29 protein-coding genes, 1 tRNA gene and 1 pseudogene are annotated in these 26,669 nt (G+C 40.2%); 18 read left to right on the top strand and 13 right to left on the bottom strand.

Annotated features, from left to right (window positions below; all coding sequences use genetic code 11):
- From R2B77_RS02820 to R2B77_RS02830, 3 genes are all read left to right on the top strand, one after another.
- Entirely contained in the window at positions 1-147 is a 147-nt protein-coding gene (locus R2B77_RS02820; protein ID WP_203246024.1) for a YjcZ family sporulation protein, read from the top strand.
- Between the two features lie 16 nt (positions 148-163).
- A complete protein-coding gene (locus R2B77_RS02825) occupies positions 164-418 on the top strand; it encodes a stage VI sporulation protein F (RefSeq protein WP_203246025.1) in 255 nt (84 codons plus the stop codon).
- Positions 419-506: 88 nt separating this feature from the next.
- Positions 507-815: a hypothetical protein gene (locus R2B77_RS02830; protein WP_203246026.1), complete on the top strand. Its 309-nt coding sequence runs from the start codon at positions 507-509 to the stop codon at positions 813-815.
- 151 nt (positions 816-966) lie between these two features.
- Here R2B77_RS02830 and R2B77_RS02835 read toward each other — a convergent pair whose 3' ends face one another.
- The 3 genes from R2B77_RS02835 to R2B77_RS02845 form a co-directional block, all read right to left on the bottom strand.
- Positions 967-1,401: a GNAT family N-acetyltransferase gene (locus tag R2B77_RS02835; RefSeq protein ID WP_203246027.1), complete on the bottom strand. Its 435-nt coding sequence runs from the start codon at positions 1,399-1,401 to the stop codon at positions 967-969.
- A gap of 3 nt (positions 1,402-1,404) precedes the next feature.
- Positions 1,405-1,920: a YjcG family protein gene (locus R2B77_RS02840; protein ID WP_203246028.1), complete on the bottom strand. Its 516-nt coding sequence runs from the start codon at positions 1,918-1,920 to the stop codon at positions 1,405-1,407.
- A gap of 270 nt (positions 1,921-2,190) precedes the next feature.
- On the bottom strand, positions 2,191-2,919 hold the full coding sequence (locus R2B77_RS02845) for an esterase family protein (protein ID WP_203246029.1): 729 nt from the start codon (positions 2,917-2,919) through the stop codon (positions 2,191-2,193).
- A gap of 111 nt (positions 2,920-3,030) precedes the next feature.
- Here R2B77_RS02845 and R2B77_RS02850 point away from each other — a divergent pair, with 111 nt between their 5' ends.
- The 7 genes from R2B77_RS02850 to R2B77_RS02880 all read left to right on the top strand — a co-directional run bounded on the left by R2B77_RS02850 (position 3,031) and on the right by R2B77_RS02880 (position 10,512).
- On the top strand, positions 3,031-3,615 hold the full coding sequence (locus tag R2B77_RS02850) for a phosphatidylglycerophosphatase A family protein (protein ID WP_212391062.1): 585 nt from the start codon (positions 3,031-3,033) through the stop codon (positions 3,613-3,615).
- Positions 3,616-3,803: 188 nt separating this feature from the next.
- The gene (locus R2B77_RS02855) at positions 3,804-4,796 is read left to right on the top strand and encodes a TAXI family TRAP transporter solute-binding subunit (RefSeq protein ID WP_203246030.1); all 993 of its coding nucleotides are present in this window, start codon (positions 3,804-3,806) and stop codon (positions 4,794-4,796) included.
- Positions 4,797-4,894: 98 nt separating this feature from the next.
- Positions 4,895-5,422, top strand: coding sequence for a DUF1850 domain-containing protein (locus R2B77_RS02860; protein ID WP_203246031.1), 528 nt, complete (start codon positions 4,895-4,897; stop codon positions 5,420-5,422).
- A 37-nt stretch (positions 5,423-5,459) separates the two neighbouring features.
- Positions 5,460-7,439 carry a TRAP transporter permease gene (locus R2B77_RS02865; protein ID WP_404830732.1) on the top strand — a complete coding sequence of 660 codons (1,980 nt, stop codon included), beginning with the start codon at positions 5,460-5,462 and terminating at the stop codon, positions 7,437-7,439.
- A gap of 327 nt (positions 7,440-7,766) precedes the next feature.
- Positions 7,767-9,113: a methyl-accepting chemotaxis protein gene (locus R2B77_RS02870; RefSeq protein WP_203246033.1), complete on the top strand. Its 1,347-nt coding sequence runs from the start codon at positions 7,767-7,769 to the stop codon at positions 9,111-9,113.
- A gap of 188 nt (positions 9,114-9,301) precedes the next feature.
- The gene (locus tag R2B77_RS02875; RefSeq protein ID WP_203246034.1) at positions 9,302-10,006 is read left to right on the top strand and encodes a peptidoglycan recognition protein family protein; all 705 of its coding nucleotides are present in this window, start codon (positions 9,302-9,304) and stop codon (positions 10,004-10,006) included.
- Positions 10,007-10,143: 137 nt separating this feature from the next.
- On the top strand, positions 10,144-10,512 hold the full coding sequence (locus R2B77_RS02880; RefSeq protein WP_203246035.1) for a hypothetical protein: 369 nt from the start codon (positions 10,144-10,146) through the stop codon (positions 10,510-10,512).
- Between the two features lie 101 nt (positions 10,513-10,613).
- On the opposite strand, the gene R2B77_RS02885 is transcribed toward R2B77_RS02880, so the two are convergent.
- The 3 genes and pseudogenes from R2B77_RS02885 to R2B77_RS02895 form a co-directional block, all read right to left on the bottom strand.
- Positions 10,614-10,862, bottom strand: coding sequence for a GlsB/YeaQ/YmgE family stress response membrane protein (locus R2B77_RS02885; RefSeq protein WP_203246036.1), 249 nt, complete (start codon positions 10,860-10,862; stop codon positions 10,614-10,616).
- Positions 10,863-11,227: 365 nt separating this feature from the next.
- Positions 11,228-11,413: pseudogene (locus R2B77_RS02890) on the bottom strand (ATP-binding protein); the annotation flags it as partial.
- Positions 11,414-11,541: 128 nt separating this feature from the next.
- Positions 11,542-11,614: transfer RNA gene (locus R2B77_RS02895), tRNA-Val, on the bottom strand.
- 109 nt (positions 11,615-11,723) lie between these two features.
- On the opposite strand from R2B77_RS02895, the gene R2B77_RS02900 reads away from it, so the two are divergent.
- Positions 11,724-12,584 (top strand): DNA-3-methyladenine glycosylase family protein, encoded by an 861-nt coding sequence (locus tag R2B77_RS02900; RefSeq protein ID WP_203246037.1) that lies wholly within the window; start codon positions 11,724-11,726, stop codon positions 12,582-12,584.
- Positions 12,585-12,747: 163 nt separating this feature from the next.
- On the opposite strand, the gene R2B77_RS02905 is transcribed toward R2B77_RS02900, so the two are convergent.
- Positions 12,748-12,891: a hypothetical protein gene (locus R2B77_RS02905; protein ID WP_203246038.1), complete on the bottom strand. Its 144-nt coding sequence runs from the start codon at positions 12,889-12,891 to the stop codon at positions 12,748-12,750.
- 267 nt (positions 12,892-13,158) lie between these two features.
- Here R2B77_RS02905 and R2B77_RS02910 point away from each other — a divergent pair, with 267 nt between their 5' ends.
- Together R2B77_RS02910 and R2B77_RS02915 are read left to right on the top strand one after the other, a co-directional pair.
- Positions 13,159-14,100 (top strand): Gfo/Idh/MocA family protein, encoded by a 942-nt coding sequence (locus R2B77_RS02910; protein ID WP_203246039.1) that lies wholly within the window; start codon positions 13,159-13,161, stop codon positions 14,098-14,100.
- Between the two features lie 24 nt (positions 14,101-14,124).
- Positions 14,125-15,513, top strand: a complete 1,389-nt coding sequence (locus R2B77_RS02915; RefSeq protein ID WP_203246040.1) for an aldehyde dehydrogenase — start codon at positions 14,125-14,127, stop codon at positions 15,511-15,513.
- 15 nt (positions 15,514-15,528) lie between these two features.
- Here the strand turns inward: R2B77_RS02915 and R2B77_RS02920 are convergent, their stop codons facing one another.
- The gene (locus R2B77_RS02920; protein ID WP_203246041.1) at positions 15,529-17,097 is read right to left on the bottom strand and encodes a PAS domain S-box protein; all 1,569 of its coding nucleotides are present in this window, start codon (positions 17,095-17,097) and stop codon (positions 15,529-15,531) included.
- A 103-nt stretch (positions 17,098-17,200) separates the two neighbouring features.
- On the opposite strand from R2B77_RS02920, the gene R2B77_RS02925 reads away from it, so the two are divergent.
- The 5 genes from R2B77_RS02925 to R2B77_RS02945 all read left to right on the top strand — a co-directional run bounded on the left by R2B77_RS02925 (position 17,201) and on the right by R2B77_RS02945 (position 22,265).
- Positions 17,201-18,253: a M42 family metallopeptidase gene (locus R2B77_RS02925; protein ID WP_203246571.1), complete on the top strand. Its 1,053-nt coding sequence runs from the start codon at positions 17,201-17,203 to the stop codon at positions 18,251-18,253.
- A 14-nt stretch (positions 18,254-18,267) separates the two neighbouring features.
- Positions 18,268-19,758, top strand: a complete 1,491-nt coding sequence (locus R2B77_RS02930; protein WP_203246042.1) for a UDP-N-acetylmuramoyl-L-alanyl-D-glutamate--2,6-diaminopimelate ligase — start codon at positions 18,268-18,270, stop codon at positions 19,756-19,758.
- A gap of 19 nt (positions 19,759-19,777) precedes the next feature.
- The gene (locus tag R2B77_RS02935; protein ID WP_203246043.1) at positions 19,778-20,284 is read left to right on the top strand and encodes a hypothetical protein; all 507 of its coding nucleotides are present in this window, start codon (positions 19,778-19,780) and stop codon (positions 20,282-20,284) included.
- Between the two features lie 166 nt (positions 20,285-20,450).
- Complete coding sequence (locus R2B77_RS02940) at positions 20,451-22,025, top strand: peptide chain release factor 3 (RefSeq protein ID WP_203246044.1); 1,575 nt, start codon at positions 20,451-20,453, stop codon at positions 22,023-22,025.
- Positions 22,026-22,136: 111 nt separating this feature from the next.
- Positions 22,137-22,265 (top strand): hypothetical protein, encoded by a 129-nt coding sequence (locus R2B77_RS02945; protein WP_322555639.1) that lies wholly within the window; start codon positions 22,137-22,139, stop codon positions 22,263-22,265.
- 160 nt (positions 22,266-22,425) lie between these two features.
- Here the strand turns inward: R2B77_RS02945 and R2B77_RS02950 are convergent, their stop codons facing one another.
- From R2B77_RS02950 to R2B77_RS02970, 5 genes are all read right to left on the bottom strand, one after another.
- The gene (locus R2B77_RS02950) at positions 22,426-23,430 is read right to left on the bottom strand and encodes a serine hydrolase domain-containing protein (protein WP_203246045.1); all 1,005 of its coding nucleotides are present in this window, start codon (positions 23,428-23,430) and stop codon (positions 22,426-22,428) included.
- Positions 23,431-23,548: 118 nt separating this feature from the next.
- Positions 23,549-23,965, bottom strand: a complete 417-nt coding sequence (locus tag R2B77_RS02955) for a hypothetical protein (RefSeq protein WP_203246046.1) — start codon at positions 23,963-23,965, stop codon at positions 23,549-23,551.
- Between the two features lie 369 nt (positions 23,966-24,334).
- Positions 24,335-25,003 (bottom strand): DNA alkylation repair protein, encoded by a 669-nt coding sequence (locus R2B77_RS02960; protein ID WP_203246047.1) that lies wholly within the window; start codon positions 25,001-25,003, stop codon positions 24,335-24,337.
- A gap of 232 nt (positions 25,004-25,235) precedes the next feature.
- Positions 25,236-25,751, bottom strand: a complete 516-nt coding sequence (locus R2B77_RS02965; RefSeq protein WP_203246048.1) for a hypothetical protein — start codon at positions 25,749-25,751, stop codon at positions 25,236-25,238.
- A 35-nt stretch (positions 25,752-25,786) separates the two neighbouring features.
- Positions 25,787-26,110, bottom strand: a complete 324-nt coding sequence (locus R2B77_RS02970) for a DUF5412 domain-containing protein (RefSeq protein ID WP_322555640.1) — start codon at positions 26,108-26,110, stop codon at positions 25,787-25,789.
- Positions 26,111-26,669: the final 559 nt, after the last annotated feature.

Raw genomic sequence — 26,669 nt, forward strand, 5'->3', positions numbered from 1 at the left:
ATGTATGGAGGATACAATCCTTATTATGGCGGATACGGCTGCGGTGGATTCGATGGAGGAAGAGGCTATAACTATGGCGGTTCGACATTTGTTTTAATTGTTGTTCTCTTCATCTTGCTCATTATCGTGGGCAAAAGTTTCTTATAGGAGGGGAGGATTATAGATGAATGATTCATTTTTCCGGAAAATCGAATCAAAAACGGGCGTCCCGATGGACGAAGTATTCGCCCTGGCTAATGCAATCCAATTCGCAGACTTCAATGATGAGCGGCAAGTGAGAAAAATTATTCAAAAGGTTGGAAAGCTGGCAAAACGCGAGGTACCTCAGCATACGGAAGATGAGCTCGTTCGGTCAATCATCAAGGATGGAAAGTCTGTTAATATACAAGATATCCAAAATATGATTGGCAGACAATAAAGAATTCAGTGAAGACTAGGTTTTATATACCGATAATAAGGGTATACTAGTAATAGAAGATAGGTATAAGTAGAGAGGGGTGTTAACAATGGGTTATCTATTGCCAATTCAACCAATTCAATCTCAGCAATATGCAAATCGGATGAATATGGAATCGTATAATTTTGCACATATCAATCGGGTGAACAAAGTTAAATTCAATTTCAATTTTTCCGAGGATTCGCATGGTGCATTTCAACAGGAACGGGATAACAAGGAAGAGGAGGTAAAGGATATTGCTCATGTTGCCTCACCATCTTTAGTAGCTAAAGGGTTTATTTACCCAAATCCTGCAAATCTATCACCCGCGATTTCACAAGCGGTTGGTAAAGGCCTTTCGGTTAATGCATATGTTTAACTTGATTCAAGTTAAGCCTCCGGCGGATGATAGGGAGTTTGAGGGGAGTTAATTGTGCTGGGCACAATTCAAAATCCTAACGCAATCACGCCGGAGCGCGATTGATTTAAATAAAAAGGTTCGCTGTGCTTGTATGCATAGCGAACCTTTTTTATTCAGTGATAATCTTTTCCATTGCACGATGAGGAATATCTGCATCCATAAATTCAGGTGATGTAATGACATATCCTAGCTTTTCATAGAAAGGAATCGCATAGCTTTGAGCATTTAAGATGATTTTATTCATCCCGGTCTCTTTGGCATGCTCTTCAAGTGCATTCATGATCAGATTCCCTAAATGCTGGCCTCGGCATTCGGCTAACACACAAACTCGCTCGACTTTACCGATACCTGTACTCGTTTCGCGCAGTCGACCTGCTCCAATTGGTGAAGTCATCGAATAGACAACAAAATGGGCCGCATCTTCATCGTAATCGTCTAGTTCGAGATGGAGTGGTACGCCTTGTTCTTCTACAAAAACTTTTCTTCTGACGGAAAATGCATCTTCCCGCTCGTGGTCAGAAGTGACAATTTTTACTGTAACCAATTGTTAGTTATCCTCGTCGAGGCGGAAAGTCTCGTACACTGTCCAAGAACCGTCCTCGAGCTGATAGAGAAGATGGAGGCGGTCAATTGTTTCTGTGTGGTCCACACCAACCATTTTCAGTTGACCAATAATGTCATCGTGTTCACCGGAAGTGAGCTTTTGTGCAATTGTCACGTGCGGAACAAATGCAAACTCGGGTTCATCGCCAGGAAAATTGTAGTTTAGGTCTTTATGCAATGCTTCTAAATCGTCGTTTAATTCTGCTTTGAAGTAAATGGTATTTGTAATAGGAGCAAATGAGCTGACCTTTGAAACGCTCAATTCAAAGGGTTTATGCTTATTTGTCACTTTTTTTATTGCTTTTGCCACTTCTGCGATTTCTTGATCGTTCGCTTCGAATACACCTTTTACTGTCATATGTGGAGTGATAAGTGCATAATGCGGATCGTATCTTTTACGGTAAGCATTTGCCAGGTCCTGAAGTTTCTTTGAAGGGAATGCAACAACGCCGTATTTCATAATGTTACCTCCTAGTAAGGGTGATTTGGTAAAGGCTTTTATTAGTATTGATTATACCAGAATGTTCGACAAATGTCCGTTTTGTCCGAAATCAATTAACTAAATTCAGCCAAAGTCCCCACGACTAAGGAGAAAGTTCCATTTCTTCTTAGTGATGGGATGAATGCTAGACATGCCTTCAAGCTTAGTGGGGTTCAAGCCCCAGCTGAATAATAGAACTCAGGCTTTAGAACGCCGCAAGTGCCTTGATTTCTGCAAATCTGGCTGCAATCAGTTTGACAAATTGTAAGTTTTTTGAATAGCACGTCGGACATCGGGCTGCCAATACTTCCAAGTATGGTCTCCTTCAAATTCTTCATAGAAGTACGGAAACCCTTTTCTTTCGATTAAATCTTTTAAAACGCGATTAGGAGTGAGAAAATCCCGAACACCGTCGACTGTCGTTTTCACTTCTGTTTCACCCTGTCCGATGACATGATAAATCGATAAATGTGAAGGGTTTTGTGCAGTTTCAACAGCTTCCAGTACGTGTTCATCGACAAGAGGTGAATGAAGGATGACTTGTCCGAAGCTGTTTGGATATTTTAGTGCGGTTAGTAAAGAAACGGTTGCTGCGAGAGAGTCGCCAATGAGTCCACGACCGGCACCAATCTGATAGGTCGGGTAATTATCATCCATATAAGGAACAAGCTCATGTGCTAGGAAGCGAATATAAGCCTCGAGGCGATCCCCCTCAGGATGGTACATGCGTCTCCGTTCCGAAACACTTTTATAAGGGACACCAACGACAATGACGTTTTCAATGTCTCCAGCATCCATTAGCTCATCGACAACGCGTCCAATTCGTCCGTACTGAAAATAATCTTTGCCGTCCGATGCGATAAGCACTGAGTATTTATATAAGGGAGAATAGTTATGCGGCAAGTGAATGAGTAGCTGCATCTCCTCGTCAAGTTCTTTACTGTAAATCGTGACATCTTCAATTTTCCCGTATTTCATTTTGAAAGACCTCCTAGAAGAGTATGTGTACTGAAAGTGTAACATATCGTTAACTATAGGTATAATGGTTATATTGCATTTTTAAAAATTTAAAAAAGGAGTTGAACGGAATTGTTTAATAACCAAAAGAGTGTCCATTCAAAAGTAGTGACGGAAGCGACGAAAGCAGCGCTGGAGAGACGCGGAGTAACAATAGAGGCGGTAGCTGAAATCGTTTTTGAATTACAACAACCATATAATAAAGGACTCGAAATGGCGCATTGCATTGAGTCCGTTGAAGGTGTGCTACGCAAACGAGAATTACAGCACGCAATATTGGTTGGTATTGAGTTAGATGAGCTTGCAGAGCAAGGGAAGCTATCAGCTCCGTTGCAGCAAATTGTGGATTCTGATGAGGGATTGTTTGGGGTGGATGAAACGATTGCACTTGGTGCTGTGTTTACATATGGCTCTATTGCGGTAACGACATTTGGTCATTTGGATAAAAATAAAACCGGTATCATTCATGAGCTTGATACGAAAGCGGGAAGCGGGGTCCATACATTCCTTGATGATCTTGTGGCAAGTATCGCGGCATGTGCGGCATCACGTATAGCGCATAGAACTCGTGACTTAGAAGAAGCAGGAGAAACGTTTGAAGATATTACACCGGATAATACGATGCCTGAAACGAAAGTGAAAGGCGCACAAATCTGAATCGAATGTAAGTATATATTGACACGAGCAGCGGAGGATTCTATTTCGGGCTGCTTTTTTTGTTATCAAAACAGTTGAATGCGCTTGCAAAAAACTGAGTAATCATAAAAGTGGTAGCTAAAGGTCTTGTATTCATGATAGAATGAGTTTTAAGTTTACTTTTAATCTAAAAAGGGGGAAGAAATGAAATGAAAAAGACAAAATTACGCTTACTAGGTTTTGTAACATTAATGGCGCTACTTGTACTTGCAGCATGTAATACTAGCGATTCAGGTAGCTCTGGGAAAGGTTCTGAATCTGGCAAGACAAAAGAGGATTACGATTTTTTAAGTATTTTAACAGGTGGGACGCAGGGGACGTACTACCCATTAGGTGGATCATTTGCAGATTTCATCACAGAAGCTACGGGCATTAAGACAACAGCGGAATCTTCACAAGCATCGGCTGCAAACATGACAGCTCTTCATGATGGAGATGCTGATATTGCTTTCGTTCAAACAGATATTGCTTATTATGCTTCAAAAGGTGAATTGATGTTTGACGGTGAAGTCATTGATGGTGTGTCTGCTATTGGTGCACTTTATCCTGAAACTGTTCAATTGATTACACTTGAGAAGAACGGAATTAAAACATATGCAGATTTGAAAGGGAAGAAAATTTCTGTTGGTGCACCTGGATCAGGAACATACGCAAATGCAGAGCAACTTCTTGAAATCCATGGATTGACAATGGATGATATTAAACCACAAAATCTCGATTTTGGTGAGTCACAAGAAAGCTTGCAGTCTGGTCAAATTGACGCTGCATTCATCACAGCAGGTACTCCGACGGGTGCTGTTGAAGGGTTGAACGCAGTTGCAAATGTCTACGTCGTTCCGGTTGAAGATGCAAAAGCTGATGAATTGATTAAAAAATATCCATATTATGCAAAAGAAATAATTCCGGCAGGAACTTATGGACTGGCTGAGGACACGCCAGCAGTTTCTGTAGGTGCTATGCTCGTTATTCAAAATGAGGTTCCCGAAGATTTGGGCTATGAAATTACGAAAGCGATTTACGATAATGCTTCAAAAATTCAGCATGCTAAAGGAAAACTAATCAAAGCTGAAACAGGACTTGATGGAATTGGAATTCCAGTTCACCCTGGAGCACAGAAATACTTTGATGAAGTAAATAAATAATACATTGTAATCTAAGCGGGGCGGTGAGGCGTTAGGCTTCGCCGCCCTATTCTTTTTTATTTTGGTTAGCTGAATGATTGTAAGGAAGGAAGAGGCGGATGAAATATAAAGTAATAGTTCCGCTTTTTCTTTTTGGTGTCGTGGTAATCTTTTTTCTACCTTTTAAACAAGCGTTTACGTTCACTGAGCATAGAACGGAAAATCCAAAGCTCTACTATCTTCCAATAAAAAGCGATAATAGCTTTCGAATTCGGTATGTCCATTCCATTCATCTAACTGATGTTATCGAGTCTTATGAAATAACCGCAGATCAAAAAATCCGACTCGTTTCAATGCAATATGAAGATTTGGCTATCGGTTTACCTGGCTATGCGGAAGAAGGAGAAACATTGTCGGTGAATGACGGTGTGTACACGCTTACATATGATGATAATGTCATTGACTCTTTTGTTATGCTAATTGGTAATGTAGATGCGGAATTAGCTTTTCAATATGTTGGAACTGAATTGAACTTAAAAAAGCAGCTAGTTAGGGGAAAGTCATACACATTTCACGTGAAAAAACTATCCGCCTATCAAATGCTGAAGGGGGTTAATATGAATGGGAAAAGAGATAAAGCAAAATGATTCAGAAGTTCTAGAATCAGAGCAAGAAGAGTTTAAAATGCTATCAGAAGAGGAACAGCTAGAAATACTTCAAAAATATGATCCTGAATCGAACACCCGAAATGTTACCGGGATTTTTAAGAAAATTGTCTTTTTTGGTTTACTTGCCTTTTCTATTTTCCAATTGTATACATCGATTGGTACGCCTTTCACCGCCTATATTCAACGCTCGATTCACTTAGGATTTGCACTGGCACTTATTTTTATCCTATTCCCCGCTAGAAAAAAAGTTGGCGTTAAAAGGAATAAAGTACCTTTTTACGATATAATCCTGTCACTTCTTGCAATAGGAGTTGGCTTGTATTGGCCATTACTTATTGACGAACTTGTGCTACGGGTTGGTCGTGTTTCGCCACTAGATATGGTTGTAGGTGTAATTGCTATTCTACTTACTTTGGAGGCAGCAAGGCGTGCGGTAGGATTACCGATTACAATTATTTCGGTGACGTTTTTAGTCTATGCATTTTTGGGACCCTATTTCCCTGGTTTTCTTGCACACCGTGGGCAAGATTTGAAAAGTGTTGTTCAACTGATGTTCTATACGACGGATGGAATTTTAGGTACACCGATTAGTGTATCGGCAACCTTTATTTTTGTGTTCTTGTTATTTGGAGCATTCCTAGTGAAGACAGGTGTTGGAGCTTATTTCAACGACCTTGCTGTGGTCTTGGCAGGACGATTAGTTGGGGGACCCGCAAAGGTCGCTATTTTCTCAAGTGCTTTACAAGGTACAATTTCAGGTAGCTCGGTAGCCAACGTTGTAGGCTCGGGCTCGTATACCATTCCAATGATGAAAAAGCTTGGCTATCGAAAAGAATTTGCAGGCGGTGTTGAGGCAGCTGCTTCGACGGGTGGTCAAATTATGCCACCGATTATGGGGGCAGCCGCATTTCTGATGGTTGAATTTATCGGCGGTGTTACGTACTGGCAAATTGCCAAAGCTGCAGCGATTCCGGCCCTTCTTTATTTCACAGGTGTTTGGATCATGACACATTTTGAAGCGAAGCGGGTAGGTTTACAGGGAATGGCTGAAGATCAGATTCCTGATCGAAAAGAAACATTAAAGAAAATCTACTTGCTGTTACCGATTATTGGAATTATTGTATTCTTATTAGCCGGTATTGCAACAATGAAAGCAGCTCTTCTCGGAATTGTTTTAACAATTGTTGTGAGTGCGTTCGACAAGTCGACACGTCTTGGATTGAAGGATATGATTCATGCACTCGTTGATGGTGCACGTACAGCTCTTGCCGTTGCCGCAGCAACAGCTTGTGCGGGTATTATAGTAGGGGTCGTTGTAAAGACTGGCCTAGGCTTGAGCCTTGCGACAGGACTTATTTCAGCCGCGGGAGGAAACATTTTCCTCACGTTATTCTTTACGATGCTCGCAGCTATCGTTTTGGGGATGGGTTCCCCGACGACTGCAAACTATGTCATAACATCGACAATCGCGGCTCCAGCGATTATTACGCTATTGATGCTGGATAATCCTGATGCAGCAGTTCCACTCGTTGTCGCTATTTCTGCGCATCTATTCGTGTTCTATTTTGGGATTATTGCAGATATAACACCTCCGGTTGCACTTGCTGCATTTGCAGCAGCTGGGATTTCAGGTGGAGATCCTATTAAAACCGGTGTTACATCAGCGAAGCTTGCCGTTGCAGCATTTATCATCCCATATATGTTTGTCTTCAATCCGGCTATGCTGATGATCGGTGCCTCGATTCCTGAAATTGTCTGGGTCGTTGCCACTGCAATTATTGGGATGATTGCCATTGGTGCAGGGATGATTGGTTATTGGTACCGGAAATGTAATTGGATTGAGCGTATTATTGCGATTGGTACAGGATTACTCCTTATTTATCCTGAAACAATAACGGATATTGTCGGTTTGGTTCTCTTCGCAGTAATGTTTGTAATTCAATGGTTGTCTAGGAATAAAGACGAGGACAATAATAAAGTTGCGGCTGTTTCTTAAATAAAATGATAGAACTCCTTTCGCTATTTTATAGTGGAGGAGTTCTAATTGTCTTGGGAGTTAATAAATCTTTTAATAAAGTAAATTAGCGTTAACGTGTAAGGAAGTTTGATTATCGTATTAGTCGAATACTTTTGAAAAAAATGTTTTAATATTCTATAAAGTTTGGTATGCTTCTAATATAATAAATCCCAGTTATGACTCTAGTCATATAGATTTCACATAAATTACCCTTTATTCACTTGCAATCAGACCGATATAAATATATAGTCGAGGTTCAGCGTGTAATACTTTAGACATAATGAAAGATGGGAAGAGGGATGGTAAATGCAGAAGAAGCAGAGAAAACCAAAGATGCAAAAGAAACCAAAGTTCCAAGCAAAGCAAAAAGAACAAAAGAGACAAAGTGCTGCAAGTAAAATTTCATTCAAATTATGGATGCTCACTGTCTTGTTAAACGCGATAATTGGTTCTGTAATCGGTATAACAAGCTACCAATTCGCTAAAAAGGACATAGTGCTGATTGGGAAATTTGATATAGTACTACTAATTTTGGTCGTAGTTGGTATTGGTTCTGCTATTTTCTATGGTGTCACAAGGAAAAAGATTGCCTTATTAAGTGAGATTTCACAAAACTCTTCGCTAATTGCGAATGGGGATTTAACAGTTAAGCAGCTCCCGGAATCGTCTGATGAGATTGGTAAAATTGGTGTATCCTTCAATCAAATGACGACTAATCTGCGCGCGTTACTGAAAGATGTACAAGCAACGAGTGAATTATTAGTGACTTCGGCCAGTGAGCTGTCTGCAGTGTCTGAAGAAACGTCTGCAAGTAGCGATGAGATTGGCGCTGCGATGCTGGAAATTACGACTGGTGCAGTCGGACAAGCGACTAATCTAGAGGATACAAATAAAAGCCTAGGTCTTTTAACGGCTTCAGTTGATAAAATGAACGATCAAAATCAGCATATTAAAGAAATTAGTGCGGTTTCTGAAGATGCAACAGCAAAAGGACAAGATATTGTTGCGGTTCTAAAAAAATCAAATGATGAATCGACGCTAGCAGCTGACCAAATCAGTGTCGGGATTACTAATCTGTATACGAAGTTAAAGGATATTTCGACGATTACAGATGCAATTACTAACGTATCTTCACAGACAAATTTATTGGCATTAAACGCTAGTATCGAAGCAGCGCGAGCAGGGGAGCACGGTAAGGGCTTTGCGGTTGTTGCTGAGGAAGTAAGAAAATTAGCTGAACAATCAAGTGTCTCAACGAACCAAATTCAACAAATGATCATTGGGATTGAAAAAGAGGTAGAAGACACTGTGATGGCAATGATGACAACAACAACTATTTCCAGTCAATTGAACACAGCTGTTAAGGATACAGAAGAAGAGTTCAATAAAATTGCAGCCTCAGTTCAAGAAACTTCAGCAGCAATGGAACAGTTGAATGTTGAAATTCAGCAAGTAACGGAACAGAGTAAAGTGATCACTGATGCTATTCAAAATGTTTCTGCAATTGCAGAACAAACTGCTGCATCGGCAGAAGAGGTAACAGCATCTGTGGATGAACAATCACAAGCAATTGGTAGTGTGACAATGCTTGCACAAGGGTTAACGGATCTAAGCGAAAAAGTCAGTGAAATCATTCGAAAATATCAGTTATAACAGGAATTGAAGTGCGATAATATCTCCTACTACCAGAAATGGGTGTGGGAGATATTTTTTTATGGTTATGTAGCATTGTCATAGGGGTTGTCTACGTTATGCCATATGCTACTAAACAAGGTGCTGTTACCCGTGCATGGTAATACGTGCATGGTAATAGGATCTTAGTAGGGAAGGTGGTGAAGCATATGGCATATACTGACATCAATCATTTTATTCCGACATCGCTCTATCCGCTCAAGGCGCCATACGTCATGACGCCGGAAACCATTACAATCCATAATACCGCCAACGATGCTACGGCCATTAACGAAATCGCCTATATGACGCGCAATAAGAATGCCACATCATTTCACGTCGCGATTGACGATAAGCACGCTGTACATGGAATTCCATTCAATCGTAATGGGTGGCATGCTGGGGATGGAAATGGGGACGGCAACCGCAAATCCATTGGGATTGAAATATGTTTCTCGAAATCAGGTAGTGCTGCCTATAAAGCTGCGGAAGCGAATGCCATTGAATACATTGCTCGTTTACTTAAACAATTTGGCTGGGACGTGAATCGAGTTAAATGGCATCGTGATTGGAGTGGTAAACAATGCCCGCACCGTATCATTGCGGAAGGTCGTATGACTACTGTTCATAATGCGATTGCAAAACGCTTGGCTGAATTGAACACAATTACATCTATAGGAGAAAAGGAGGGGGTGCGCATGTTTAGTCCAAGTTCTGCCACGTTGAAAATGGCCTTTGAGCAACACTTAGCCGAGGCGGTTAAGGATGGCTTATTGACGGAGAAATGGCTAACGGATTTTAAGGCTGGGAAGCTGTCACTCGATGATGCGCTAGCGTTGACAGTCATTATTGACCAGCGTGGGAAAAAAAGTTAATTGCTATTCAGTAAAAAATATATGCGTTTGAGAACATTTTAATTTACTAGTACTAAATACTGTTGTATACTCTTTTAATGATACTAATAGACTGTTTTATACGGAGTGGTAAAAATAGTCGTAAAGGAGCTTAAGCAATGGAGATACAAGAATTATTAGTTAAAATTAATCAGAGCATCGAAAAACTTGACCTCATCTCGGCAAGAACGTACATCGAAAAAAATATGGAACTATTACGCAAAAACAAACACCATCTTTCTAGAAATGCAAGAGAGTTACTTGATTTCCTTCAAAGTGAGTCGAACTCTACGACAAACAATTATAACCGCCGTGAACTCCACATGATTAACACCATCAACACTTATGCCACTCGATTTGATGTACGGGGCCTCAGACTATCAGTCAAAAACAATCCTGATTTACTGATGAAAAAAGACATTCGTCTCTATTTAAATGCAGATGCCAAGATTTTATTAGAGGGTATGAAAGTGATCCAGGTAAGCTAAGCATCCAATGTTACAATCAGAAGGCAGTATTGAAAAAGTGACCACTCCATGCGGAAGGTCACTTTTTTCTGTATATACTTTTTTGAACATAGTATTAATTTTCACTTTTTCAAGGTCTTTAAAATAAAGCTGACAATTAGAACAAAGATAATGGCGCCGATTAATGTAGGAATAACGAAAAAGCCGCCTATTTCTGGTCCCCATGAACCTAGCAGGATAGAACCTAACCATCCGCCAATCAAACCTGCAATAATGTTTCCAATAATTCCTCCGGGTATATCTCTACCGATAATCATTCCTGCGAACCACCCGAGTACACCGCCGACAATTAAAGTCCATAGTAAACTCATTTATTCATCACTCCCAATTTGTGTATATAACTCTATTCCCCGTATCCAATAATTAAAACAAAACAAGAGAATTTACTAGTTTTTGATATTACTTGGGAGATTAAGCTTAGCAAAGATCTATACATGGTATACTAAAAAATAACAAAAAAACCAATTTAGGGAGTAGTGATATCTAATGTGGGAATTGTGGAAGGAACCTTATATCATATTAGGGACATTTATAGGTTTTGAAGTAATCATGTCTTTTTCTTCTAAGGAAAAAAGATCATTAAAAAAGTCACTTCTAAATATTATTTTATCTAGTTTAATAGTTTTTCTGGTTTCTATCATAGGTTATACCATATTTAATTAACCACTTGTAAGCGTCAAGTAGAAATGAACACTGTTCGCTGCTTCATACGATGACTATACTCATCTATTTTGACAACCTCCACACGGTGAAGTAAACGATTGAATATGGCTGTTGTAATTCCTTCGTCACCCATCAATTCAGCCCTCTGATCCGGGCTTTTATTCGATGTAAGAATAATAGAGCTATGCTCGTAAAGATGAATTTAAAAATGAAACTGAAAATAATTCGGCACATTTTCGGCACACGAGGATATAAAAACAAAAAAACATCCTCCAATTTAGGAAGATGTTTTCTTGTAAACCATTGGTACATATGACGTTCTAAGTATGGTCCCAGACGGGCTCGAACCGCCGACCCCTACCTTGTCGAGGTAGTGCTCTCCCAGCTGAGCTATGGAACCTGGGAAGTTATCGTGTGCACTTGCTTACTGCACAAGTTCTATTATAGCTAATCTGTAAAAGAAGTCAACACCTTTTCTAAATAAACTATATCGGAGTATAATAAACGGTATGGGGGTGTTTCTAATCGAAAGACAAATGGAATTACCATTCGTTTATGATTTTGATCGTGCATTGGATAGACTTGCAACTAGTCCTGTCAATGCAGTTGATAGCGCGGAGCGACTAATCCGAATTCCGATGGATGAAGGGAATGTTGTGACGCTTCGAGGAACAGGGACAACAGTGAAACCTGCTTTCACAATGCAAGGATTACTCAATGATACCCAATTTGAAGAGGTTAAAGCGATTTTTCACTTCGACAGGCCGCTTGACGGTATCCAAGCGCATTTTGTCGGGACGGATTTGGAGCCGCTTTTTATGGAACATGCAGGGACACCACTCATAAAAAGCTTTTCATTATATGGAGACCTTATGACGAGTATTATTCATCAGCAGTTAAATCTATCATTTGCCCACACCTTGACACAGCGATTTGTAGAATCATACGGAGAACAAGTGGAGGGCGTTTGGCGCTATCCATCACCTGAACGTGTTGCCTTGCTGGATGTCTCGGAATTGCGTGATAGGCAGTTCAGCACGCGGAAGGCGGAATATATCATTGGTTTGTCGCAGTCGATTGCGGAAGGAACGCTGGACCTTGAGCAATTTAAGCGAATGGATGATGCGGAGGTAGTAGCTAGGCTCGTAGCATTTAGGGGTGTTGGACCTTGGACAGCTCAAAACTTTTTGATGTTTGGGCTAGGACGCCCGAATTTATTCCCATTGGCGGATATTGGCTTGCAAAATGCTTTGAAAAAACTATGGGGAATGGATCGTAAGCCGACTAAAGAGGAAATGCTAGACCGCTTTCCAGTTTGGTCGCCCTATTTAAGCTATGCTGCTTTATATCTATGGCGCAGCATTGAGTAAAGTTATACAGTTTCAATCAATTGCGCCTTGTGTAATTGCATCTGGATTCGGTGGGGGGTTTGATGCATTTAGATAAAAAAACAGCTTTCCCATTATCGTATGGAAAAGCTGTTTTAGGGTTCGCTTGAAGTGGGGGGCATCGGCAAAGTCCATTCGCTTACTATCAGTGTGGTAGCTCCTGTACTTGTTCTTCATCGTTAAAGTAAAGAAAATTTTCTTCCTCTAGTTCGCTGAGCCGCTCTTTATTAATACCTAATGACAGGTCGCCTTCAAAAATTGTTTCCCACCAAGTTTCAGTTGTTGTCATGTCTATTTCCTCCTTAATAGTCTTTGTTGTTTGAACATTCTTTTCCCTTGAATGGTATAATTTAAAACATAGAATGTGAAAAGGAATCGTAAGGCCTATCCTTTTCAACTTGATACAGCAGTGGTTCAAACCCCGGCTGTATCAAGTTGAAGCCTCTGGCGGATGTCACGGATTTTGAAGGGAGTTAATTGAGCAAGCTCTATTCAAAATCTGGACGCAAACACGCCTCGGCGTGTTTGATTTTAAATTGAAAAAGGGGTTAATTACGTGAAAAAAGTTACATTTGCCATTGTTGGCACGGGACTAGTTGGTGAACGTATCATTAAACAAGTAATACAAAATACCGAAGCGACGATTGTTGCTTTGTTTGATGAAAATGGGAAGCGTTTGCAAGAAATGGCGGATACATATGGACTGTATGCGGCATCCTCCTATGAGGAGGTCCTTGCGCTTCAACCGGACTGGGTCTACGTCGGAACGCCTCCAGTTTCTCATGCAATGCTCAGCGAAAAAGCGATTGCTCAAGGATTAAATATTCTTTGTGAGAAGCCGCTGGCACATGACGTGGCAGATGGATTGGTGATGTCTACGGCAGCTGCAAACAATAGCAATATCCAGACGGCGATGCATTTTCCACTCCTTTATAATCCGGCAGTTCGACATATGATGCAGCTTGTCGATGAAGGTACGATTGGAGAAATACTTCGAGTCGAACTACAAGCGTATTTCCCACATTGGCCGCGCGCCTGGCAACAAAATCCTTGGATTGCTTCACGTGAACAAGGCGGCTTCACGCGCGAAATTTTCCCACATTATTTTCAGCTTATGTACAGGATGTTCGGTCAATTGTCGATCACTTCCCATGAAACCGTTTATCCTGAAGATGAAACGCTTGCGGAAATGGGTGTCCTAGCAATCGGAAAAACAAAGAGTGACATTCCTTTCCTGGTAAACGGCATTACAGGAATTGGTCAACAAGAAGAACTGTCCTATACAGTATATGGAGTAGAAGGCGTTCTGAAACTGCGTAATTGGTCGGAACTTAGCAGCGCACAAAAAGACAGTCCTTTTGAAATATTGACTTCCTTCGATACTGTAAATTCGCTAACAGAAGAATGTGTTTTAGCTGTTAATGGTGAAAAAGCGCTACTTGTATCATTTGATGAAGGACTTGAAGTGCAAAGGTTGATCGATCAATTGTTAGATTAAATAGGAATGAGTGGAGGAAGCGACATGAATGTTACTGCACAAGATGTTGAGGTAATGATTGCGAGCCAACGAAACTTTTATTTTACAGGGGAAACGCGAAGTGTGGCCTTTCGAATTGCGATGCTGTCGAAGCTAAAGGAAGCAATTCAGTTACATGAGGCTGCAATTTTAGAAGCACTTCATTTAGATTTGCGAAAAAGTCCATTTGAATCGTATGTAACAGAAATAGGTTTTGTCCTCTCAAGCATATCGCATATGATTAAAAATCTGGAACAGTGGATGGAGCCGGAAGTGGTCAAGACGCCAATTCATTTGCAACCAGCGAAAAGTTTCATCGTGCGTGAGCCGTACGGATCTGTGCTTATTATTGGACCATTCAATTATCCATTTCAGCTAGTGATGGAGCCACTTGTCGGTGCGATTGCAGGAGGCAACTGTGCGATCGTCAAACCTTCTGAGACTACGATTCATACAGGTGCAATTGTGAAGGAGATTTTGACAGCTATCTTTCCGCCGGAGTTTGTTCGTGTTGTTGAAGGCGAGCAGAAGGAAACTTCGGCACTTATTCATGCATCTTTTGACTATATTTTCTTTACAGGAAGTGTAGCTGTTGGCAAAGTGGTCATGAAAGCAGCATCAGAACGCTTGACGCCGATTACGCTTGAGCTAGGTGGAAAAAGTCCAGCGCTTGTCGACCAGACAGCGGATATACCAAAAGCGGCTGAGCGAATTATATGGGGGAAATTCGTCAACAATGGACAGACCTGTGTTGCACCCGACTATGTACTGGTGCATCATACTGTAAAAGAAAAGCTCGTCAAAGCGATGTGTGTCGCGATTCGAAAGTTTTACGGAGAGAAGGCTTCGGAAAGCTTAGATTACGGTAGGATCGTCAATGATAAGCATTTTAGTCGTTTACTCACGATTCTTGAGAAGGATCGTTCACATATCGTTTACGGTGGTAATTTCAATCGTGAGGATTTATTTATTGAACCGACAATTCTTGACAATGTATCATGGAATAATGCTTCGATGGAAGATGAAATATTTGGCCCGATTTTGCCGATTTTGACATACGATAATCTTGGAGAAGCGGTGCATCGCATTCGACAACTTCCAAAGCCGCTTGCTGCTTATATGTTCACGGAAAACGAACAGGCCTCCGAATACTTTACCGACAATTTACCGTTTGGCGGCGGATGCATTAATGACACGATTACACATGTCGGCAATGGAAACCTACCGTTTGGCGGGATCGGCCCATCAGGGATGAATGCTTATCATGGAAAATATAGCTTTGAAGCATTTACACATGCCAAAGCGATGATGAAAAAAAGTACAACTTTCCCGATGAATATAGCTTTTCCTCCATATGGTCAAAAACTAAAAGTAGTAAAACCGCTTCTCCGTTAAGGATAGCGGTTTTACTTATATTATCGGTAACGTAATAACGGTTTCAGTACCTTCACCGACAATGCTGGAAACGGTCATTGTCCCACCTTGGTCAGCAATGATTTTTTTCGAAATCATCATACCAAGCCCAGTACCTTCAAGCTTCGTTGTAAAGAAGGGTTTGTAAAGATTATCCATTGTCATTTGATCCATACCAGGTCCATTATCCAGAATGGAGATTGAAATGCTGTCTATCTGACGAGTCAATGTGATGGTTATATCACCATTTTTGCCAATTGCCTCAGAGGAATTTTTCAATACGTTAATGAAAACTTGCTTCATCCCATCTTCATTGCTATTAATTGTTACAGTGTTGGCAGGAATATTAGGACTGCAAACAATGGACCGTTGCGTAAACTCAGGCTCGAACATAACGATGACATCCCGTAGTGTTTGCTCAATGAAAAACGCAGTGGATTTCTTCAAATTCGGTTTGGACAGCACTAGAAATTCACTAACAATCAAATCGATACGATTGATTTCACTATATATAACATCTGTGTACGTACGATAGGGGTTGGCAGAATCATTATTTATAATTTGAATAAAACCTGAAATTGACGTCAATGGATTGCGTACTTCATGGGCAACGCTTGCTGCAATTTCACCGATAGCTTTAACCTTTTCGGTATCAATTAATAGTTGTTCAGCTTGAAGTCTCAGTGTAATATCTCGTGAGATAAATGTCATGGCAACAATTTCGTGTTGCTTATTATAAACGGGGGTAATGGTCAGTTCTGCATCAAATACGACCCCGCCTTTTCGCATTTCTTTTGTGCGAAGTAGGTGAAAGCTTTGCCCTTGTAACACGTACTTCGTTCGTTCCTCGACCTTCGCATCTTCGGAGGGAGGAAATAATCTTGGTGATTGTCCAATGCATTCAATTTCTTTCCAACCATAGATTTTTTCAAATGCGGGATTGACTTTAATAATTTTTTGGTCTAATCCAAAGACGACAATGGCGTCTTCTGAATGCTCAAAAAAAAGATCGAGATAGCCTTCCTTTGACATTAGAATAGTATCCATTCTTTTGTTTTCGCTAAACATGTTATTCCATTGAGGGGAAATTTTAAAGGTATACAACAAGCAGAGAAACGCGATCATGATGCAAATGGATATAACATGAAAAATTCCTATTGCACCGCCACCAGAAAGATAGCTAGCGTGGTGGAAGGAAAAAAGAATACCTAGTTGTGCACAAGTAATAGCAGTTATAATTACGTTGATACGGGAAACGTTGTAGATGGTCGTTAGGAGCATTGGGAATATCAAGTAAAGTAAGTTCGATAAATCAGGTAAGAATAAGTTGATGAAAAAAATATATAAGTTGTAGGTAATAATAATGACTAGACGCAAGGATAGGGGATTCATGTCCAGGCGTTGCATGATTACGAGTGTAGCGATAGATGCAACACCGAATAGTGCTGTGCTTGTTTCGTAGAAATCGTGTAAAAAGGGTACAAAAATCATATGAATAATGACGCCAACAATGAAAAAAAGTATGATAAACTTGTTACGTGAATGGATGACGGTTGACTGTTCCATTGGGCACCTCGACTAAAATTCAATTCTTTATGCTAATATCATACACGATTTCGCGGCTACATAAAATGACAATCATTTGAAGTGGAGGAGAGGGAAAATGGAAATGATGATGAAATTGAATGAGAGACGTACGGTTGAACTACTGAAAGAACTGGTGGAGACACCTAGCCCGTCCGGTTACACGGAGAAAGTGATGGAACTTATTTCACGACAATTCGATGAAATTGGTATTGCCTATAAAAAAACGAATAAAGGGGCAATTATTGCTACGATTGAGGGAGGAGATACAGCGCGTCATCGCTTACTTACTGCCCATACAGATACATTAGGTGCGATGGTGAAAGAGATTAAGAGCGACGGTCGTTTGAAATTAACGATGGTAGGTGGCTTTAACTGGAATGCGGTAGAAGGGGAATATTGCCTCATTCATACGGCAACAGGAAAAGAGGTGCGTGGCACAATTTTAATGCACCAAACAACTGTCCATGTGTACAAAAATGCGGGAACCGCGGAACGTAACGCTGATAATATTGAAATTCGCATTGATGAGAGAGTGACAAATGCTGCTGGTACTCGCGCACTCGGTATTGAGGTGGGGGATTTCGTATCCTTTGACCCTCGTTTTGAAGTGACGGGAAGTGGGTTTATTAAATCTCGTCATTTGGATGATAAAGCGAGTACAGCACTGCTGCTAGAGCTTGTGCGTTCACTACAAGAGCAAGGCACTGTACTGCCACATACAACGCATTTCTATATTTCCAACAATGAAGAGATTGGTTATGGAGGCAACTCCAATATTCCAAAGGAAACGGTCGAGTATATCGCAGTTGATATGGGTGCGATTGGTGATGGACAAGCGTCGGATGAATATACGGTGTCGATTTGTGCCAAGGATTCGAGTGGACCGTATCATTATGCGCTGACGCAGCATTTGACGGGGCTTTGTAAAGTGGGCAATATTCCTTTTAAATTAGATATATATCCATACTACGGCTCGGATGCATCTGCCGCGATTCGGGCAGGCTTTGACGTGAAACATGCATTATTTGGACCTGGTATTGAATCGTCACATGCATTGGAGCGGACACATATTGATTCACTGACAGCGACTGCGCAATTGCTTCACGCATATGTTACTTCAGCGATGATGGACTGAACGGAGGTTTTTGGATGGATACAGCAACATTATTGTCAGTATTGACAGTTAAACAAGTGATGGGAGCAGTTCCATCGACGGTGACAGATATCGCGGTTGATTCGCGTGCAGTAAGTGCCGGAGGGGTTTTCGTTTGCATCGAAGGATTTACAGTCGACGGTCATGATTACGTTGGAAAAGCGATTGACAATGGTGCAAGGGTTATTGTGGCTTCTAAGCCAATCGCTGTCGATTTGGACAAAATCGCGGTTGTCACTGTCGACAATACATCACGAGCGATTGGTTTGTTAGCGGCTCGTTTTTACGGGTATCCCTCCAAGCGGATGACGATGATTGGTGTGACGGGGACAAATGGTAAGACGAGTGTTAGTGGAATTATTCAAGCTATTTTGCAGCTAGCGGATGAGAAGTCAGCTGCATCGGGAACCATCGGCTTTAATGTGGCAGGGATGTTGTATGATACGGAAAACACAACGCCAGATACACTGACGACACAGGGAATGATTGCACAGGCGGTAGCTGAGGGATGTACGACGATGACGATGGAAGTGTCCTCGCATGGGCTTGTGGAAGGGCGTTTAGCTGGCGTTGAATTTGATATTGCCATTTTCACCAACTTGACCCATGACCATCTTGATTTCCATGGAACGATGGAGGAATATGGACATGCCAAAGGATTGTTATTTTCTCAGCTCGGACAGGATTTGGACAAGCGTAAGTTTGCGATTGTTAACGCAGACGATGCGTGGAGTGCGAAGTTAAAGGAAATGACGTCGTATCCTATTTTGTCCTATGGGCTCCACAATGATGCAGTGTTCCGTGGGACAGATATAGTGTTGGCTTCTGATGAAACGTCGTTTACCCTGAATGCACCTGACGGAGAATTTAAAGTCGTCATGCAATTAATTGGTGAATTTAGTGTTTATAACGCATTGGCGGTCATCGCAGCACTATATGCAAAAGGTATGGCAACGGCGGATATCATCGGCTATCTTGCGCAAGTACCTGCTGTGAAAGGTCGTATGGAGCGGGTACAGACTGAGCTGCCGTTAACGATCTATGTCGATTATGCCCATTCACCTGATGCCATTGAAAAAGCCATTGCGGCTGTTCTTCCTTATAAGAAGGCTAGTAGTAAATTAATTTTTGTCATTGGCACGGGCGGCAACCGGGACCGCTTGAAGCGTCCGATCATGGCGGAGAAAGCATCTGTTGCAGATTACGTTATCCTGACAACTGATGACCCGCGTGACGAGCCGTACGAGTCGATTGTCGGAGAATTGGCGGCGGGGATGCAACATGACGCATATGCTTGCATCGGCGATCGTGCAGAGGCGGTACGCCATGCCGTTGCCGTTGCAGAACGCGGTGATATGATTATTTTCGCTGGTAAAGGGCATGAGGATTATCAAATCATCGGTTCAACGAAATACCCGCACTCTGATGCGGAAATTGCGTTGGCAGAGGCAGAGAAGAAATTTGGTACGGGTGTAGTGGAGAAGTAAATGAGGAGGAGTCAGATTAGTGGAGCGTTTTATTTTAAATTTAGCATTTTACTCCATGCCAAAGTCTTTGATATCCGACTCGGGTGAGGATTATATAATTTTCACCAATGAAGAAATCGACAAAACGTTAAGGACGCATAGTGCTTTCCATTTTAATCGTGATGATCTTAACTTTTTTAGTCAACACGGCAATGCAGCGTATTCGTACTGGTGTCAGTCCGTTTCTCTAACGAAAGAAGAAGTAGCATGGTGCAATGATAGTCATGATTTAGCGGTGGGCATTTTGTTCAATAAATTGAGATTAAATTTGCAAGAGGATGGCGTGACGGCAGGTAGAATAAAAAATATTGATCAGCAATTCGATTGTCGGTGTCAAATTGAGCTTTTTTTCCCTGATGATAATCGCGCTATTTTTAAGGTACAAAGGATTGATTTAAATTGGATGGCAGATATGCATCTTGATTTTGAGTTTAGAATGTTAAGTGATTCTTTACTGGAAGAATTGAAAAAACATAGTTTGTCTTGAACTAGAACGCTTATAAATAGGTATTCAACAGAAGGAACCCTCCATCAACCAAGAGTAGGTTGATGGGGTTCCTTTTTGTATGTTGAAAATTCTAATGAAAAATTGTTGAAATCCCCACGCAATGCGTCTATGCTAAGAAAAGCGAAACAGAAGGAGACAATATAAAATGGATAAACCTATACAGGAAGAAATTGCATCACGGCGCACATTTGCGATTATTTCTCACCCGGATGCTGGGAAAACAACGATTACGGAAAAACTGCTTTATTTCGGCGGTGCAATTCGTGATGCAGGTACAGTTAAAGGAAAGAAGACAGGGAAATTTGCTACATCTGACTGGATGGAAATCGAGAAACAACGTGGGATTTCGGTGACATCATCTGTTATGCAATTCGATTATGACGGCAAGCGTGTTAATATTCTCGACACACCTGGACACGAAGATTTCAGTGAAGACACGTACCGTACGTTAATGGCTGTCGATGCGGCCGTCATGATGGTCGACTCAGCCAAAGGGATTGAGCCACAAACGATTAAATTATTCAAAGTTTGTCGAATGCGTGGAATTCCTATCTTTACATTCATTAACAAAATGGACCGTCAAGGGAAAGAGCCACTTGAGCTGATGGAAGAATTAGAAGAAGTATTAGGCATTGAATCATATGCTATGAACTGGCCAATTGGGATGGGGAAAGAATTCCTCGGTATTTACGATCGTTTTAATAATCGGATTGAACAAGTGCGCGTGGAAGATGAAAAACGTTTTCTTACGTTGAATGAAGACGGTGGACTTGCTGAAGACCATCCGATGGCAGAAACATCTTATTATAAACAAGCACTCGAAGACGTTCTTTTACTAAACGAAGCAGGCAATGATTTTGATGAAGAGCGTGTGGCAAAAGGTGAACTAACACCAGTATTTTTCGGTAGTGCGTTGACAAATTTTGGTGTGCAAACATTTTTAGAAACATTTTTACAATTTGCACCAGCACCACAATCGCGTATGACAAAAGATGAAGCAGAAGTAAACCCGTACTCAGAAGAGTTCTCAGGTTTCATCTTCAAAATCCAGGCGAATATGAATCCAATGCACAGAGACCGTATCGCATTTGTGCGTATCGTTTCGGGCGCATTTGAACGTGGGATGACGGTGACAGTGCCGCGTATTTCGAAAACATTCAAACTGACACAGACGACTCAATTCTTGGCGGATGACCGCGAAACAGTGGATGAGGCTGTAGCTGGCGATATAATTGGTTTGCATGATACGGGGAACTATCAAATTGGGGATACAGTCATCGGTGGTAAATCGTCCTTCCAATTCGATGCATTGCCGCAGTTTACACCGGAGCTTTTCGTACGCGTAACGGCGAAAAACGTTATGAAATCGAAGCATTTCCATAAGGGGATTTTACAGCTTGTACAGGAGGGGGCTATTCAGTATTACCGAACGCTTCATACAGAAGAAGTATTGCTCGGAGCTGTTGGTCAACTACAATTTGAAGTGTTCGAGCACCGCATGAAAAACGAGTACAATGTTGAGGTACGTATGGAACACGTCGGCTCGAAAGTAGCGCGCTGGATTGAAAATGAAAGCGACGTTAAGGATTCCATGACGGGGCAGCGTGCAATGCTTGTGAAAGACCGCTACGATAATTTAGTGTTCTTGTTTGAAAATGACTTCGCAATGCGTTGGTTCCACGATAAATACCCGGATATCCGGCTGTATAGTTTGTTATGATGAAAAAAACCTAGTAAGGCGGTCTTATCCGTTTTGCTAGGTTTTTTCACGGGAGCATTTTCGGTCCGCTTTCGGCGAATTATTCATGGTAGTATTACTGGGGTAGTGGGTGTGGCTAGAAATGACTTCGTCATTCCTAGCCACATCCTTTTCGGTCATCTTATTGCGAATAATTGCCTGTCGCGTACCTACAATGTTCAAGTGAAAAATGCGGTTGCTTGGGAAGAAGGGAATAGATGACTTTTTATAGAGCATGTAAGTTCCCGAAGATACAATTTCGGGAACTCTTGCATTTTGTACAATATGTTCCTTTTTTACTTATAACAAAGAAAAAGAACCTAGTGCAGGTCCTTTTGCAGTATTTGTATTGAACTAAAGCACCCGTTGAACAAGAACATATTTACTCTTTAAATGTATCAGCAACTAAATTGCTGAATTCTCTTAAATAATGAAGGTAATTGTTACCCCCGTAGTTATATTGTTTATTGTACATTTTTGAGACAACAAGATTATATTTAGGAATAACTAATAAAGTCGGACCCGTTACACCTAATATTTGATAGGAATCTTTAGGCACTCTTTCTCCAATTTCGCTTCTTAACGATGGTGTATCATTCACATACCAAAACAATCCGTTCTGTGGTAAATCTTTATCTTTATAAGTTGGATTTTGTACTCGGGTAGCTAATTGAATTACTTCTTTTGGAACAACTTGTTTTCCATTTACTACTCCATTATTCAAATGAAGATTTCCCCATAAAGCAAATTCCCGAGCTGAGGTATGGAGGTTTGAGTCAAAGCCATCATTTGAACTACCTAATTTATATGTAGCAATATCGTTTGGATTATCAATTACTTGAACCAATTTTTCATTTGGTCTTGAATGCCAAGCAGTTTCTTTAAAACCTAATGGCAGGAATACCCTCTCTTTGAGTATTTCTGGGAAACTTTTACCGTAAAGTTTATTTATAAGTTCTGTCATCATTAAAATGTTAATTCCTCTGTAAGCCCATCCCTCACCTGGAGCAAATTCCCTAAAAATAATTCCGTCCTTTCTCTGGTTTAATCCGTGAGAGTGAGTAACTAAATGCCTTAAAGTTGTTCCTGCAAGGAGTTCCTTATTGAAACTGTCAAAGTAATCGAGTGCATAGTCATCCAGACTTTTAATTTTACCTTCATATAAAGCATAGGCTATCGCTAAACCTAAGTAACTTTTTCTTGCAGAAGCAACATTAAACTCTGAGGTTTCAGAAATGGGTATAGTATTTGAATTAGAATGAAATCCACTATAATGTTCTAATACAATACTACCGTCCTTTATTATAACTAATGAAGATGCACTGCTATTATTGCGTTCCTTTATATCATCTACATACGAAACTAATTTTTGATGAGCATTTACCATTCACTACATCCCCTTTAAATGCCTGATTAAGTCTATCTATACCGTAAATTCTTCAATCAGACAACGTAATCCTTCTTGAACTAACCTGCTCCTTTAGTTGAAGAAGAAAAAGCGATTTTTATTTATCGGTAATTACTATTTTTTTCGTCTTAAATTTAGAAGAGAAATGAAACATTAATAATATTATAAAGGCGATAATACAAGGATAGCCTATTAGAACAAATGGATTCATATGTTCGACTATGCTAAACTCCCCCCATTCAAGCCATAAACGCCATCCCATTCCTAAAGCACTAAATATCAAGCAGAGTATAAAAACCAATGATAGTCGTTCTTTAAATAACCCTTCAAATATATTCGCAACTACAAAATAGATCAAAAGTGTAGTAAATAAGATGTGCCATTTGAATCCTTTTAACCCAGGGATTACAAAAGTAAATGTGATACCAGTAAAAAATACAATTGCTATAATACTAAAAATCAAAAAGAATAATGGTTTCTTTTGTACCTGTTCATAAAAATTTTCACCTAACATTTACTTTAAGCCTCCTTTGACTTCCATACTCATAATTTTACCATTAATTTTATTCAACTAACCTGTTTCGTTAGTTGAATAAGAAATCACATTTTGGTAGATAAACCTATTCATTATAATCACTTAGGCATTCTTTCATTCTTTTTGCATCAAATGGTAAGTTTCTTTCTAAGAATGTCCATCCAACGAATTGGATTTGCATTGGTAGTTCAACAAGTCCTGTAATTGCATCCCTTGCATATTTCACTAACTAGCTGCCAAAACGCGTTGCTTTCTTTATTTTTCGGTCCAAGCCTATTACAATTTTCATATTGAGGCTTTGAATTCCTTTATTTTTTGTATCAAACCTAATAAATTTTTCAGAGGTAACTAATTATTATGTCGTTTGTTAACTTCAATCGTAATGAACTCCGGCAAATAGCTGGGAGTACATCCTTTTGCGACTATTTCATCTTTGTAAAGGCCCGTTTTCTCACCAATTTTAATACAACGTGCACGATTCTTTTCATCATAAACGCCTATCCAGCCTGCTGTGAAATTCATAGCCCATTGAACTTCCGGTTCTTCCTGCGTAATAGTAGCTTCTATTGCAGATAGCAAGTCTGCGGTGTTATCAGGCGGTGTTTGTCCAGTCCATCTCAATCGTCCTTGATAATACCAGAAAGCTCGCCTTTGAAGAGCAGAAGGACTATTTCCCCATGACTCCATCAATGCAATTTTCTTCTTGTCCTTGGTGAGCTGATTAGCCATTAACCAATCCATTAAGTTATTTCGCTCATCAAAAGTGTGAGTCTGCATATCCTTATCAAGCTTATTTAGCACATCTTCTGAAAGAAGTTTTTTGTCCATAATTAAGATTGCTAATAGTCTGGGCAAAAATTCTTCGGTTGACCAAAGTTCCATAGCAAGTTCGTGATCTTTTTTAATGTCCTTCGCGATTTTTCGTAAGTCGCCTAGCTTTGTTTTACTATTGATCTGAGAAAGAATGTTTTCAGCTGTTGAAGATTGTTTTATTTCCGTATCTTTCTTTTCATCCATTTTAAACAACTCCTTTTATTTATCTCACGGGATTAACTATCGTCCATTAATCTGCAACTAAGTCCTTCTGAAATGGAGGTGGAAATATCCTGTAACGCTTGTTGTTAAAGTCTTTAAACTCCCTAGCTCCGCGGATTCTGTTGCGGGTTTTGTTGCCACAAGCAAGGCAACAATCATCTTTTCTTTTCTACAACATCACCCTTATGACAATGGTATTGTTCGGAACACGAGGTTACTTCTTATCAGATAATAGCTGGATTTTGAAGATATTTGTAATGCCTGTGCGGTCGGTTAAAAGTGTGATTGAAACCAAATCACCTTCTGACAAATCAGAAAGCCCGATAACGGCATCCTCCCGATATATACTCACTTCTCCCCATACATCATATTGAAACTCACCTCGATAATTCTCATCATTGAGGGAAATACCTTCAACCAATATAGAATTCTCGCCAACTTCTTTTACTTCTGCATAGAATGTCTGAATATCAGAATGCGACATCACCCATGCATCTTCTTCGTAATCTTTATAGGCATTAACATATCCCGCAAAATAGCTGATTAATATGCCAATGAGTAAAACTATTATGGTCATAACAATAGCGACTCTATATGGAGAAACCATTGAAGTACGCTTGCCCTCGGTTGCTCCTATAGTCTTATTGATATGCCGTTTATAGACTATAATGGTAGCGACAAATATAATTATAATTGCAAACAGTGCAAGAAAATAAATAGGAAACCCCATGTAATTGCCTCCTTGTCGATTAAACGAATGATGGATTATTGATTTCTAAAATCAAATTTCTCTTTTGTTACATCCAATAAATGCCCATTAATCACTACTGTATCATTATCAGTCCAAGTGATATTGGCAGACTCCTCTCTGTAATTCCAATAAATATTTTTCGTTTTATTATTTCTTTGATTAAAGACCAACTCACCTCGAATAGCATATGACACTGTAGCTCCACCGTTGGTGACATATGCTTTTAGGGTGTACTTTCCATCAGGAGATATCTCCTCCGTGAGATATTCCCCTGTCGGTAACCTATTCATATCATAGAACGCCCAATAAACTCCGTAACCAATCAATGCAAAAAACACCTAACCGACTACTGCCAACATTTTTAAGATATTTTTATAAATTTTCTTTTTTTCGTCTTTAATATTCACTTCTTCTTTAGTTTCCAAAGAAATACTCCCCCTTCTAACATGTAAGTTAGTTGAACAGCAATCCTACTATTTGAAACGTTCTCAATGAGTTATAAGTTCCATTAATTATATTCCTAATAATTTTGTGAAATATCCATTCGTTGTAATCAAATAGAAACAGAGTTATTTAACATAGCCAAAATAAAAATAGAAAAGCCCATATTGAAAGCTTCAGCCCCCAAAATTGTATCTTTGGGGGTTCTTATCCATGTAGGAAGTCTTCTATTCATTCGTCAAAAAAAGCGTTAGTACTACGTGTACCTTTGCCTTTGGAGAGCGACGGATGAAAGACCACCATATTATTACCGAAAAAATGTATAGGGATGCGGCGAAGTCGCATCCCTATACATAAAAAACATCTCGGTAATAATATAGAAGTCGTTCAATCCAAAGCGATCCAAATATAACTGTACACGAAATGTATAGTATTTGATTTAAAAAAGAGGTTGTC

Source organism: Sporosarcina beigongshangi (assembly GCF_033485195.1).
Taxonomy (GTDB): Bacteria; Bacillota; Bacilli; order Bacillales_A; family Planococcaceae; genus Sporosarcina; species Sporosarcina beigongshangi.